The organism is Streptococcus pseudopneumoniae, assembly GCF_038148955.1.
Classification (GTDB): Bacteria; Bacillota; Bacilli; order Lactobacillales; family Streptococcaceae; genus Streptococcus; species Streptococcus pseudopneumoniae_T.
The window spans coordinates 56802-70747 of the sequence record NZ_JBBJZY010000011.1 but is presented as its reverse complement, the minus strand read 5'-3'; the positions used below and the strand labels follow the sequence as shown (position 1 = coordinate 70747).

At 42.8% G+C, this 13946-nt stretch carries 9 protein-coding genes and 1 pseudogene; 2 read left to right on the top strand and 8 right to left on the bottom strand.

What is annotated here, in order from left to right; genetic code table 11:
• Positions 1-145 precede the first annotated feature (145 nt).
• The 7 genes from WKI23_RS05510 to rpsL form a co-directional block, all read right to left on the bottom strand.
• Positions 146-376: a GlsB/YeaQ/YmgE family stress response membrane protein gene (locus WKI23_RS05510; RefSeq protein WP_004249332.1), complete on the bottom strand. Its 231-nt coding sequence runs from the start codon at positions 374-376 to the stop codon at positions 146-148.
• A gap of 9 nt (positions 377-385) precedes the next feature.
• On the bottom strand, positions 386-1627 hold the full coding sequence (locus tag WKI23_RS05505; RefSeq protein ID WP_368079206.1) for an aminopeptidase: 1242 nt from the start codon (positions 1625-1627) through the stop codon (positions 386-388).
• A gap of 21 nt (positions 1628-1648) precedes the next feature.
• Entirely contained in the window at positions 1649-1801 is a 153-nt protein-coding gene (locus WKI23_RS05500; RefSeq protein ID WP_368079205.1) for a hypothetical protein, read from the bottom strand.
• A gap of 23 nt (positions 1802-1824) precedes the next feature.
• Positions 1825-6216, bottom strand: coding sequence for a PolC-type DNA polymerase III (locus WKI23_RS05495; protein ID WP_368079204.1), 4392 nt, complete (start codon positions 6214-6216; stop codon positions 1825-1827).
• 103 nt (positions 6217-6319) lie between these two features.
• The gene (fusA, locus tag WKI23_RS05490; RefSeq protein WP_261059774.1) at positions 6320-8401 is read right to left on the bottom strand and encodes an elongation factor G; all 2082 of its coding nucleotides are present in this window, start codon (positions 8399-8401) and stop codon (positions 6320-6322) included.
• Positions 8402-8676: 275 nt separating this feature from the next.
• Positions 8677-9147: a 30S ribosomal protein S7 gene (rpsG, locus tag WKI23_RS05485; RefSeq protein ID WP_000087873.1), complete on the bottom strand. Its 471-nt coding sequence runs from the start codon at positions 9145-9147 to the stop codon at positions 8677-8679.
• 19 nt (positions 9148-9166) lie between these two features.
• Positions 9167-9580: a 30S ribosomal protein S12 gene (gene rpsL, locus WKI23_RS05480; protein WP_001142332.1), complete on the bottom strand. Its 414-nt coding sequence runs from the start codon at positions 9578-9580 to the stop codon at positions 9167-9169.
• 311 nt (positions 9581-9891) lie between these two features.
• On the opposite strand from rpsL, the gene WKI23_RS05475 reads away from it, so the two are divergent.
• On the top strand, positions 9892-11058 hold the full coding sequence (locus WKI23_RS05475) for an IS30 family transposase (protein WP_368079203.1): 1167 nt from the start codon (positions 9892-9894) through the stop codon (positions 11056-11058).
• A 354-nt stretch (positions 11059-11412) separates the two neighbouring features.
• A pseudogene (locus tag WKI23_RS05470) lies at positions 11413-11573 on the top strand (helix-turn-helix domain-containing protein); the annotation flags it as partial.
• Positions 11574-11831: 258 nt separating this feature from the next.
• Here WKI23_RS05470 and WKI23_RS05465 read toward each other — a convergent pair.
• On the bottom strand, positions 11832-13829 hold the full coding sequence (locus WKI23_RS05465) for a thiol-activated cytolysin family protein (RefSeq protein ID WP_368079202.1): 1998 nt from the start codon (positions 13827-13829) through the stop codon (positions 11832-11834).
• Positions 13830-13946 lie beyond the last annotated feature (117 nt).

Below are 13946 nucleotides of genomic sequence, written 5' to 3'. Positions count from 1 at the left end.
TCGTCAGTTTCATCTACAGCCTCAAAACCATGTTTTGAGCTGACTTCGTCAGTTCTATCTGCAACCGCAAAGCAGTGGTTTGAGCAGCCTGTGGCTAGTTTCCTAGTTTACTCTTTGATTTTCATTGAGTATCAGATTTAGGAAATTAACTTCCTCGTCTCCAGAAAATCGCTAAGACAATCATGGCACCTAAAATCGCTGGGATAATGGCTGTTCCTGATAAAACTGGCCCCCAAGTTCCAAAAAGCAAGTGACCTAGAAAGGCACCAATCCAACCGAGAAACATTTTCCCAAAGCAACCCATGCGTTCTCCACGATTGGTCAAAGCACCTGCCAAGAGTCCCACTAGGAGACCAACAAACATACTTCCTATCATCTTGGCTCCTTAATTTGCCCAATCTCCGTTACGGAAGAGTGGTACACGTGTCCCATCCTCACGGATACCATCGATATCCATCTGATTAGAACCAATCATAAAGTCCACATGAACATCTGAACGGTTAAGTCCTGCAGCTTCAAGCTCTTCTTCGCTCATCTCTGCGCCACCAACGACGCTAGTCGCATAGGCTGCACCGATAGCCAAGTGGTTTGAAGCATTTTCATCGAAAAGGGTGTTGAAGAAGGTAATGCCTGACTGAGAAATTGGACTTGGATCTGGTACCAAGGCACATTCACCCAAGGCACGCGCACCCGCATTTTCAAAGACAAGGTCTTTCATGACTTGATCACCCTTCTCAGCAGTAATGTCTACGATTTGGCCGTCTTTAAAGGTTACTTTAATGCCTTCGATGATATTTCCGTTATAGCTAAGTGGTTTTGTAGAAGTGACATAACCATCTGCACGACGGAAGTCAGGCGCTGTGAAGACCTCTTCTGTCGGCATATTTGGCAAGAATCCTTCGCCCTGTGCATTGATAGCACCAGCTGATTCCCAAACGTGGTTCTTCGGCAAACCAAGGGTTAAATCTGTCCCTGGCGATGTGTAGTGAAGGGCTGAAAATTGCTCTTTATTAAGCATATCTGCCTTGCTCTTGAGGATAGCAGCGTGTTCTTCCCAGGCCTTAACAGGATCTTCTTCGTAGACACGGCAAGTTTTGAAGATTTGGTCCCAAAGGAGATCAACTGCTTCTTCATCGCTTGTAGCATTTGGAAAGACTTTCTTAGCCCACTCAAGTCCAGCAGCAGCTGCCACCGTCCAGCTAACCTTATTGGATTGAGTTGCGATACGCATAGGCTTCATGGCGAGTCCCATAGCTTTAGCAGAAGCTGACAACTTGTCAGCATCCACACCGTTCAAGGCACCTGGATCAGATGAACGAACTCCAAGACGGCTAGCCTTGTTCTCCAAGAGATAGTTCATCTCAGCAATCTTGTATTCTGGCACATTGTCCAAACGCTCCATCGGTGCGTGGAGAAATTTCTCACGGTTGATGACATCATCTGTCCACTGAACGATAACCTCATGTGCCCCCAAAGCATAAGCTTCTTTCACGATCAAATGCGCCAACTCGCGTTGCTCCACATCGATAGAAAGAGCCAAAGTGTGACCGGGCTGCACGTTAATTCCATTCGAAACCAACAATTTCGCATATTTTTCTAGATTTTCTTTAAAATTTGGTAAAACCATTCTATTCTTCCTTTTCTATTTTTATTTTTCTTTCAAAGCAGAAAATAATCCTGCCAAAGCAATAGCGCCTGACAAGAGCGCTGTTGATAGAAGAATTGTCTGATCAGCAAGTTCTAATTGATATTCAAACATCTTCTCAGCAGGTTTATCTTCTGCGAAAATTCTTAGTTTCATAAAAATGTTCTCCGTTCTAATTCTTAAAACAACTCATCAAACAAACTCAACTGGTTATCCTCTGGCATATTGCCGAGAATCCCCATTTCATCCATCTTTTCAACCAAGGTCGATGAGAGACCACCGCGTTTGCGTAGTTCTGTTTTGGAGAGGAATTCTCCCTCTTCACGCGCTCGCACCAACTGCTTGGCAACGTTCTCTCCCAGACCATCCATTGCTACAAATGGCGGAATGAGGGTATCCCCATCAATGAGGAACTCTGTTGCCTGACTACGATAGAGATCGAGTTTGCCAAACTTAAAACCACGTTCCCACATTTCATTGACAATCTCAAGAGTTGTATAGAGGTCAATTTCCACATTAGAAGCTTCATTGTTCTTCCGTTTTTCAGCGATTTCTTCCATTCTACGCTTGATAGCATCCAAGCCTGCTCCCATGGTCTTGATATCAAAAGCCTTGGCGCGGATTGAGAAGTAAGCACAGTAGTAATAAATGGGATGGTGAACCTTGAAGTAAGCTACACGCAAGGCCATCATAACGTAGGCTGCCGCATGGGCTTTAGGGAACATGTACTTAATTTTCCCACAGGACTCGATATACCACTCTGGCACCTTATTAGCCTTCATCGCTTCGATGTAGCCATTTCGCTCCTCTTCGGAAATCTTGAGCCACAAGCCCTTACGTACCCGTTCCATAATGGTAAAGGCCATCTTAGGTTCTAGACCAGCATGCATGAGGTAAACCATGATATCGTCCCGACAACCGATAACAGTCGATAGGTCTGCTATTCCTTGCTTAATCAGATCTTGAGCATTGCCCAGCCAAACGTCGGTACCGTGGGACAACCCTGACAACTGAAGCAATTCTGCAAAAGTTGTCGGATGGGTCTCGTCTACCATTCCACGTACAAAGTTGGTCCCAAACTCTGGAATCCCCAGCATACCCGTCGGCGTTCCGATTTGCTCAGGTGTTACCCCTAGCACATCGGTCCCTGAAAAGAGGGCCATCACGCCTTCGTCATCCATAGGGATTTCATTAGGATCAATCCCAGACAAGTCCTGGAGTTTTCGAATCATAGTCGGATCATCATGCCCCAGTACATCGAGTTTGAGGACGTTCTCATCGATATCGTGGAAGTTAAAGTGGGTCGTTTGCCATTCAGCCGTCACGTCATCTGCTGGATACTGGACAGGCGTAAAGTCGTAGACATCCATGTAGTTAGGAATAACAACGATTCCCCCCGGGTGTTGACCTGTTGTCCGCTTGACACCAGCTGCACCTTGAGCGAGGCGTTCCACCTCTGCATCACGATAAAACTTTCCATAATCTCTCTCATAGCCCTTGACAAAGCCATAGGCAGTCTTAGCAGCCACCGTACCAACTGTTCCTGCACGGAAGGCATATTCCTCACCAAAGATATCACGCACATCCAAGTGGGCGCTAGGCTGGTCTTCTCCCGAGAAATTCAAGTCAATATCGGGAACCTTATCCCCATCAAAACCAAGGAAAGTCTCAAACGGAATATCCTGCCCATTTTTGCTGAGTTTATGACCACATTTAGGACAGTCCTTATTGGGCATATCAAAACCTGAACCGTAAGAACCATCAGTTATGAACTCACTGTACTGACACTGACCACAGACATAGTGTGGAGAGAGAGGATTAACCTCTGTAATCCCAATCATGGTCGCAACAAAACTAGAACCGACAGACCCACGAGAACCAACCAAATAGCCCCGTTCATTGGAACGTTGCACCAGCATCTGCGATGCCAGATAAATCACGGCAAAGCCATTCCCCAGAATAGAAGTTAATTCCTTTTCAATTCGCAAATCAACAATATCTGGCAGCGGATTTCCATAAATCTCAAAAGCTTTCTTATAGGTCAACTCGGCAACTGTTTCCTCAGCCTTATCAATGAAAGGTGTGTACAAGTCACCTTTTACAACCTCAACAGGCTCAAAGGTTTCTGCCAAGGCATTGGGATTTTCAATAACCAGTTTACGAGCTAAATCCTCTCCCAAGAAGGCAAATTCATCCAACATCTCATTGGTCGTTCGAAAATGAGCCTTGGGAAGAGGAGCTGGTTGGGCATGTTCACCATGACCAATCGTTCGGTTAATCATAGCCCCCTGTCCCAAACTACGGACGATAATTTCACGGTAAATCTCCTCTTCTGGTTCGATATAGTGAACATTTCCCGTAGCCAAAACGGGCTTGCCAAGACGGTCTCCCACTTCTATCAAACTTTTGATAATGGTCTGGAGTTCCTCCATATCCTTAACCTGCTCTTTAGCAATCAAGGGAGCATAGATAGCTGGTGGCATGACCTCGATAAAGTCATAATACTTGGCCACCTCAACCGCCGCATCTACACCTTGGGAAACGACTGCATCAAAAACTTCACCTTCTGCACAAGCTGAACCTAAAATCAGACCTTCCCGATGGGCATCTAAAACCGTTCTCGGAATCCGTGGCACCCCTTCAAAGTACTTAGTATTAGACAAGGAAACCAGCTTAAAGATATTTTTTAGACCTACCTGATTCTTGACATAAATGGTCGCATGCTTGATCCGAGCTTTTTTATAAGAATCTGAACTAATCAAATCAATGTTGAGTCTAGCTAGATCGGTCACCCCATGTTTTTCTGCCACTTCTTTGATAAAGATAAAGAGCAGACGACCAGTCGCTTCCGCATCATAATTGGCCATGTGGTGATGTTCCAAAGCCACACCAAAACGCTTGGTCAAAGGCCCCAAACCATGGCGTTTATACTCAGGATAGAGGTTTCTAGCAAACTCCAGCGTATCAATAACTGGCTGACTAATCTTAGGCAGACCATGACGCTCATAATTAGCATTCATAAAGCCAACGTCAAAGGTCGCATTGTGGGCGACTAGGACAGTACCCTGGCAAAATTCTTGGAATTCTTGCAGAACTTGTTCCAGTGGTTTGGCATTTTTGACATGATCATCTGTAATTCCAGTCAACTCAGTAGTAAAAGCTGACAAGGGATGTCCAGGATTGATAAATTCATCAAATTCAGCAATGACATTCCCCTTGTACATCTTAGAGGCCGCAACCTGAATCAAATCATTATAGATAGCTGAAAGTCCCGTCGTTTCCACGTCAAAGACCACGTAGATTGCTTCCGACAAGTCCATCTCCACTTCGTTATAGACGATAGGGACACGGTCCTCCACGATATTGGCTTCCATTCCATAAATCAGCTGGATTCCCGCTTTCTTAGCCGCCTTATAGCCATGTGGGAAGGATTGAACATTCCCATGGTCCGTGATGGCAACCGCCTTGTGTCCCCACTTAGCAGCTGTTGCAACGATTTCTTCTACCTCTGGTAGAGCATCCATGGTCGACATATTAGTATGAGCATGAAATTCCACCCGACGCTCACCTTCTGGCATCAAATCCTTCCGCTCATAGTGAACAACTTCCTGCACATCCTGCACGTTCATAGTTAAATCACGTGTGAAATTATTCATCTCCACATTCCCACGGACTCGGAGCCAAGAATTTTTCTTGATGAGGTCAAATTTCTGAGCCTCTTCCTCATTTTTAACCCACTTTTGCATAGAAAAACTTGAAGTGTAGTCCGTCATTTTAAAGTTGATCAAAACACGCCCTGTTCTGGTCACTTTTTGCTCCACATCAAAAACAACCCCTTCAAAGACCAAACGATTTTCCTCAGTCGTCACTTCGATCATAGGAGTAATCTCCGCCTTGTCCAGCTTGGGTTTAGCTGCAGCTTTTTTGGCTTGAAAATCAAAGGCTGATTTCTCTTCCACTGGAGGAGGTGCCATCTGTTCCAGTTGCTCCATAGCACGGAGCGCTTCCTCATTGGCAGCTTGAACAATCTGCTCATTTTCAGCATGAAAGGCCTCTTCCTGCTCTTGGGTCAGCACATCATTTTTCTCTACTTGACAATTAAAAGTTGGAAAGCCAAATTTTTCAAGTTGTTTAGCTAAATTAGGAAGGTGATTTTTCTTAAAATGTTCCTTATCAATCGCCTCAGATCCTTCAATAAATAGCTGATTGCCCTCCGCACGAACTTGCAAATTTTGATAAAGGGACTTAAAACCTTGACTAGCACATGGGCCTTCAGAGAAAGCCTCCCTATAGTAGGACTGCAAGAGCTGATTTGAAAATTCTTGAGAGCGAGCCTTGATTTCGAAAACAGCTTTATTGCCTGTCTTAGAAAATTCTTCCCTCAAACCTTTCTTTAATTCTAAAAATATTTCAATCGGTAAAATATTAGAAAATACGAAATGAAACTCCCATACCTTACTAATTTTATGAACCACAACTCGCTCAATATCGGCCTGTGCTAAAGCAGGATCCTGTCTCATTTCGGCAGGTATCCCCAATTGATTCATCAAAATTTCAAAACTATTTGACATTCATTTTCCTCACATTATTCTCCTACTATTTTACCATATTTAGAGGTATTTTCTAAAGACAAAAGGAAGCCACTAAGTGACTTCCTTCTAGAGCGAGGACTGATTAGTCTTCACCTTTGTTTTTCTTAATGATTTCTTCTTGTACTGACTTAGGTACATCTTCGTAGTGGTCAAATACCATCATGAATGTACCACGTCCTTGAGAAGCAGAACGAAGAACTGTTGCGTAACCGAACATTTCAGCAAGTGGAACGTAAGCACGAACGATTTGGCTGTTACCGTGTGCTTCCATACCATCAACACGTCCACGACGAGCAGTTACGTGACCCATAACATCACCAAGGTTTTCTTCTGGAACAGTGATTGTTACAAGCATCATTGGCTCAAGGATAGCTGGTTGTGCTGATTTAGCAGCTTCTTTAAGGGCAAGTGAAGCCGCGATCTTGAAGGCAGTTTCAGATGAGTCGACATCGTGGTATGAACCATCGTAAAGCTTAGCTTTAACGTCAACCATTGGGTAACCTGCAAGAACACCGTTAGCCATAGATTCTACCAAACCTTTTTCAACCGCTGGGATAAATTCACGAGGAACCACACCACCGACGATTGCGTTTTCGAATTCGAATCCTTTACCTTCTTCATTTGGAGTAAATTCAATCCATACATCACCGAATTGACCTTTACCACCAGACTGACGTTTGAAGAATCCACGTGCTTGAGTAGAAGCGCGGAATGTTTCACGGTAAGATACTTGAGGAGCACCTACGTTCGCTTCAACTTTGAACTCACGACGCATACGGTCAACAAGGACGTCAAGGTGAAGTTCACCCATACCAGAGATAACTGTTTCACCAGTTTCAACGTTTGTTTCAACGCGGAATGTTGGATCTTCTTCAGCCAATTTTTGAAGGGCGATACCCATCTTGTCTTGGTCAGCTTTAGATTTTGGCTCAACCATCAATTGGATAACTGGTTCTGGAACGTTGATTGACTCAAGGATGATTTTAGCTTTTTCGTCTGTCAATGAGTCACCAGTTGTAGTATCTTTCAAACCAACGGCAGCAGCGATATCACCTGAGTAAACAGTGTCGATTTCTTGACGGCTGTTAGCGTGCATTTGAAGGATACGTCCGATACGTTCACGTTTACCTTTAGAAGTGTTCAATACGTATGAACCTGATTGAAGAACACCTGAGTAAACACGGAAGAATGTCAAACGACCTACGAATGGGTCTGTCATGATCTTGAAGGCAAGAGCTGCAAATGGCTCTTCGTCAGATGCTGGACGAGTTTCTTCTTCATCTGTATCTGGGTTAACACCTTTGATTGCTGGGATGTCAAGTGGGCTTGGAAGGTAGTCGATAACCGCATCAAGCATCAATTGAACACCTTTATTTTTGAAGGCAGAACCACACAATACTGGGAAGAATTCAACGTTGATAGTCGCTTTACGGATACCAGCTTTCAATTCTTCGTTAGTGATTTCTTCACCTTCAAGGTATTTCATCATCAATTCTTCGTCAGTTTCAGCAACTGCCTCAACCAATTTTTCACGATATTCTTGAGCTTGATCAAGGTATTCAGCTGGAATATCTTCTTCAAGGATATCTGTACCAAGGTCGTTAGTATAGATTTCAGCTTTCATCTTGATCAAGTCGATGATACCACGGAAGTCATCTTCAGAACCGATCGGCAATTGGATTGGGTGTGCATTTGCTTGAAGACGATCGTGAAGTGTGCTTACAGAGTAAAGGAAGTCAGCACCAATTTTGTCCATTTTGTTGGCAAATACAATACGTGGAACTCCGTACTCAGTTGCTTGACGCCAAACTGTTTCAGTTTGAGGCTCAACACCTGATTGTGAGTCAAGAACGGTAACCGCACCATCCAATACACGAAGAGAACGTTGTACTTCGATTGTGAAGTCCACGTGTCCTGGTGTGTCGATGATGTTTACGCGGTGGTTGTTCCATTGAGCTGTTGTTGCAGCAGATGTGATAGTGATACCACGTTCTTGCTCCTGCTCCATCCAGTCCATTTGTGACGCACCTTCGTGAGTTTCACCGATTTTGTGGATTTTACCAGTGTAGTAAAGGATACGCTCAGTAGTTGTTGTTTTACCGGCATCGACGTGAGCCATGATACCGATATTACGAGTTTTTTCAAGTGAAAATTCGCGTGCCATGAGGTTTGTTTCTCCTATTTATTTTTGATTTCTATTCTATTATAACACGATTTTAATAAAAACGGATAGGCAGGACCTACCCGTTGTCAATCTTTTCATGCTATTGTTGGATTCAACTTACGAGATGGTAAGTTGAGTTGTTGCTAAGAGCTGATCGAGCTCAATTGAACTCGGGCTAAAAGCTCGGAAAATAGATAAACTCTCCTAGAATCTTCGATTCTTCGTCAAGTTTCCTAATTTTCAGTCGCTTTTTTAACGCCCTTAGTATCTTAATCTTACCAACGGAAGTGTGCAAATGCACGGTTAGCTTCAGCCATACGGTGAGTATCTTCACGTTTCTTAACTGCTGCACCAGTGTTGTTAGCAGCATCCAAGATTTCTTTTGCAAGACGGTCTTGCATTGTGTGTTCACCACGAAGACGAGCGATTGTTACCAACCAACGAAGTCCAAGTGTTGTACGACGTTCTGGACGAACTTCAACTGGGACTTGGTAGTTAGAACCACCAACACGACGTGCACGTACTTCAAGTACAGGCATGATGTTTTCCATAGCTGTTTCAAATACTTCAAGTGCATCGTTGCCAGTAGCTTCTTTGATTTGCTCAAAAGCACCGTAAACGATTGAAGCAGCTGTACCACGTTTACCATCAAGCATAACGCGGTTGATAAGACGAGTAACTAGTTGTGAATTGTAAAGCGGATCTGGCAATACATCACGTTTTGGAGCTCTATTTTTACGACTCATTTCTCTTTATCCCCTTTCCTTATGCTTTTGGACGTTTAGTACCGTATTTAGAACGGCCTTGTTTACGATCGTTAACACCTGCAGTATCAAGTGCACCACGGACGATATGGTAACGTACCCCTGGAAGGTCTTTTACACGTCCACCACGAAGAAGCACCACGCTGTGCTCTTGCAAGTTGTGTCCGATACCTGGGATGTAGGCAGTAACTTCGATAAGGTTGCTTAAACGTACACGAGCGAATTTACGAAGGGCTGAGTTAGGTTTTTTAGGTGTCATTGTTCCAACACGAGTTGCAACACCACGTTTTTGTGGTGAAGAAACGTTTGTTTGAACTTTTTTATGACTGTTGTAACCAACGTTCAAAGCTGGTGATTTAGATTTTTCTACTTTTGATTTACGCGGTTTGCGAACCAATTGGTTAATTGTAGGCATCTACATTCTCCTGTGAAATTTTTTATTTTTGGTGATGGTACACTTGGTGACAGCTACCATCTGTGTGTACTTTTGCAACATTTGTCAGCACGTCCCTGTACACTCTTGAGAGACCAAAAGTAAAAAGTACCGTCTATTATTGTAACAAAATTTTCCCTTGCTTGTCAAGATATTTTTCTTTTTTATTGTTATTTTTAGCTCTTGTGTAACTTCTCAAAGTAACTTCCATCTCTCTCCCAAAACTGGAAGTTAGTCTCAGACGACGAATTATGCTAGAATTAAGTCTGAGACTTTTCGTGAGGAGGCACCTCATGACGAAAAAACAAAAACATCTCACTCTAGAAGACCGTATTGACATCCAAACTGGAATCAGCCAACAGGAGACTTTCCGTTCCATCGCTGAGAAGATGGGAAAAGATCCGTCAACGATTTCAAAGGAAATCAAGCGCAATCGCATCATGCATCCAACATCCGTCAAATCTGATTGCACGGATTACCCTCTTCTCAAAAAAGCTCCTTATGTCTGTAACAACTGTCCAAAAAAGAGGACGGATTGTGGGTTTAACCGCTATCTTTACTACGCGAAAAAGGCGCAGGAACAGTACGAGACTATGTTGAGGGAGGCCAGACAGGGAATTCCCCTAAACAAGGAAAGTTTTTATCAGATGGACAAGATCTTAACCCAAGGCATCCAGAAGAAACAAAGCATCTACCATATCATTCAGACACATAACCTACCTGTGTCGAAAGCTACGGTGTATCGGCATGCCAAGATGGGCTATCTGACAGCCAAGCCCATTGATTTCCCTCGGATGGTCAAGTTCAAAGAACGCAGAAAATCCAGAAAAGTAGCTATTCCCAAAGAGCTGAAAATTGGGCGGACTTATCAAGATTTCCAAGAGTTACGAGAAACAGATGATTTCTTCAAATGGTTGGAAATGGACACGGTCATCGGCAGACCTGGTGGAAAGGTGCTACTCACCTTCAACGTTTCCTTCTGCAACTTCCTCTTCGCCTTGCTTTTGGACAACAAGACCGCTCTGGAGGTCGCCACTAAACTCACAGCTTTGAAAGAAAGAGTCAGGGACGGAGGGTGTGCGTTCCATCAGCTGTTCCCTATCATTCTCACGGACAACGGATCTGAGTTCGCCTATGTGGAGGAGATTGAGCGAGACATTGATGGGAAGTCTCACCTCTACTTCTGCGAACCTAGCAGCCCTGACCAGAAGGGGCGGATTGAGAAGAACCATACGGTTTTGCGAGCCATTCTTCCCAAGGGCACTTCCTTTGACCAGCTGACTCAGAAAGACGTCAACCTAGTCATTTCCCATGTCAATTCCTTGAAACGAGAAGAGTTTCAAGGAAAATCTGCTTACGACGTCTTCACCTTCACCTTTGGCGAGGACATCGCTGCTCTTCTGGGTTGCCAATTTGTCAAACCAGAAGACACACACCTATCACCTGATTTATTGAAATAAAGGGAATTTCCCTCTCTAACTACACATCTTATCACCATCGAAAAGTCTCACACTAAAGGCTAGCAACTGGAAGTTACTCTAAGACGACTCTGTTTTAGGGCTATTTGTCGTGCACTTTTTTCTGAGTCTTTTCTCTTTTGAACCCTTATATATCAAGAAAAAGAAAACCAGTGGAAGTTAGTCTAAGACGAATTTCCACTGATGTCACGCGTTTTTCTCATACTAAAAGTTAGGTTGTGGGAAACTGGAAGTTAGTTTTAGAAGTTACCGTTTTAGCTCTTGCTAACTTCTCAAAGTAACTTCCACTTGTCTGATCGAAGTGGAAATTAGTCTAAAACGGATTTTTATGGTGGAATTAAGTCTGAGACTTTCCGTTCCATCGTTGAGAATATGGGAAAAGGCCCGTCAACGATTTCAAAGGAAATTAAGCGCAATCGCATCATGCATCCAACATCCGTCAAATCTGATTGCACGGATTGCCCACTTCTCAAAAAGCTCCTTATGTCTGTAACAACGCATTTTTTCTCATACTAAAAGCTAGGTTGTGGAAAACTGGAAGTTAGTTTTATATTGAATTGAAATAAGACATGAACAAATCTATTGGGAAAGTCAACTTAATTTCTAGAAATGTTTTAATAGCAACAACGTACTATTCTAGTTTCAATCTGCTATAGAAGTTACCCTTTTCATTCTCTCAAAAGCCAATCATAAAAGAGGAGAAATCGAAGTTTCTCCTCTTCACTGTTTACTATCGAATCAAGTAAATCAAATCGTTACTCATTCACAATTTTTTCATCAACTTTAGGGTTTAGAGTTGTTCCCCAATGTGTAATTGTACGCTGTTGTACTAGTGGTAAGTCTGTGCGGTTGTAAACTGTACGCCATGGTTCCCATACAAGACCCGTCTTTTCTTGAACCTTGATGCGAAGATTACGGACATTTCCTCTAAATTGAATCTCTGTTTGGAAGCCTGAAGTTCTGTTTTTCCCGTTATCTTCCCATTGATGTGAACGGATTTCTGGATTTCCTTGTTCATCATATGTAATTTCATCCCAATAGATGTAGTAACGCGCAACATAAGCACCCTTATGATGAAGTTTCAAGAAGCCATTTTTGTAAGAAGTAACCTTCGTTTCGATATAGTCTGTACTATTTTGTAAAGTTGCTTGGGCATTATCTTTTAGGAAGGCAGTCTTATATGAGATTGGCACAGCTGGACTTTGAGCGCTAAAGTTAGCTCCTTCTCTGATGAGTTCCTTCAAGTTTTCGACTGTTCCTGTGACAACTTTGGCGGCACCGCTAGCATTACCTCCTACAATTACCGCTGTTACAGAAGTATTCTTCAATAGACGGCTCCATTCAGAATTTGGAGCAATTGTTGCGCCTTTGATAACCGCATTGATAGCTGCTTTTAATTCAGTAGACTTGCTTGTTGACTCAAACTTAACATAGATTTGACGTCCGTAAGAAACATTTGATACATATACAGGTGGAGTTTGTGAATCAACGCCTCTTTGTTTTAAATCTTCAGGTGTCACACTCTTGTCAAATACAGCCGCTGGATTGGTCGGTGCATCAAATGTCGCTGTATAGTAGATTTGTTTAAAGTTTACAACTTCAATTTGCTTTTCACCCTTTTGCACAGCTTCAAAGTCAATCTTGAGCGGTGCGCCTGCTTTTTCAAAGTCTGCACCAAATTTTGCTTTCAATTGATTCATGCTATAGGCTGTAGTTGATTCATACTGAACACGGGCAGGAACGGAATGGCTAGATGAATAGTTCTTTGTCCATTTTTCAACCAAGGTATTCATTGCTTCTTGCATACCACTAGTTGTAGGATTTGCTTCGATTTTATTTTCAGAATGAATCATCCCAGGTAAATCAACGCTGACTGTCCCCTTTGCACGGGCAAGACTAATCAATTCTGGCTGATTTTCTAGCAGATTTTGGTTTGCCTTATACAAGCCACCTAGGAAGACATTTTGATTTCCATTGATGGAAACATCTGCTGTGCCTGTAGAGAGGGTTTTCTTGATTTTTTCTACAACGACAAACTCTCCATTTTGTTCCTTAGCACTTGTGTTGTAGCGATTTTCTAAGGTTTCTCCCTTGCGAGTTAAAATATCCAAAGGATTATAAGTTAAGCCAAAAAGGTAGTCTTTCAATGCTGATTTTTGATCTACTACTGGTGTAGTTCTATCCTGTCCAACTTGAGTTGTTGCTGAACGGAATACTTCCACTTCTGCCAAGCTCAATGGGGTATTTTTAGTTTTCAACTCCACTTTTACATAACGAGCGCCTTTGGCTGTGAAGAAAACTTCAAGTTCTGCCTTCCCATTCAAACTATCAAAGTGTTGACGAGCAACTTCTTGTTTTGCTTCATTTAACAAAACAACATCAAAATTGGAAAGACGATTAGCTACATTCCCATCTCCACGATTGTAAAGTTTAACTTTTCCAACATTCTCTGTTTTTCCAAGATCAACTTGCCACCAAGCATTGTCTTCAAAGTTTGTATGCGTTACAGAATGGTGCCCATAGTCACTATCAACATTACCATCCACTGCTCGTGTAGCAGCTCCTCCATAAGCAGTAGAACTTTGACTAGCTTGTTTTCCACGAGCGATGTTTTCTGTCTCAACTGGACGATTCCCTTGCTCTGTAGCCAAAGCTACTCCCTGAGCGTTCAATAAAAAGGCCGCAACAACAGCACTACACACACCGAGTCCACACTTTTTGACAAAGCGATGCAAACGTTTTTCTTGATTCATTCCTTATTCCTCCGTTTTTAAATGAATACGTTTTCCTATTTGTCTATAGTTTATCAAATTTCAAGTAAAAGTCAAGCACAAATCAGCAAAAAAGTCAAGAAAATAAGAAGAAAACGT

Bases quoted from the DNA above. Each gene is read 5' to 3' on its own strand.
- WKI23_RS05510 (WP_004249332.1), bottom strand. From the start codon at position 376: ATGATAGGAAGTATGTTTGTTGGTCTCCTAGTGGGACTCTTGGCAGGT.
- WKI23_RS05505 (WP_368079206.1), bottom strand. From the start codon at position 1,627: ATGGTTTTACCAAATTTTAAAGAAAATCTAGAAAAATATGCGAAATTG.
- WKI23_RS05500 (WP_368079205.1), bottom strand. From the start codon at position 1,801: ATGAAACTAAGAATTTTCGCAGAAGATAAACCTGCTGAGAAGATGTTT.
- WKI23_RS05495 (WP_368079204.1), bottom strand. From the start codon at position 6,216: ATGTCAAATAGTTTTGAAATTTTGATGAATCAATTGGGGATACCTGCC.
- fusA (WP_261059774.1), bottom strand. From the start codon at position 8,401: ATGGCACGCGAATTTTCACTTGAAAAAACTCGTAATATCGGTATCATG.
- rpsG (WP_000087873.1), bottom strand. From the start codon at position 9,147: ATGAGTCGTAAAAATAGAGCTCCAAAACGTGATGTATTGCCAGATCCG.
- rpsL (WP_001142332.1), bottom strand. From the start codon at position 9,580: ATGCCTACAATTAACCAATTGGTTCGCAAACCGCGTAAATCAAAAGTA.
- WKI23_RS05475 (WP_368079203.1), top strand. From the start codon at position 9,892: ATGACGAAAAAACAAAAACATCTCACTCTAGAAGACCGTATTGACATC.
- WKI23_RS05465 (WP_368079202.1), bottom strand. From the start codon at position 13,829: ATGAATCAAGAAAAACGTTTGCATCGCTTTGTCAAAAAGTGTGGACTC.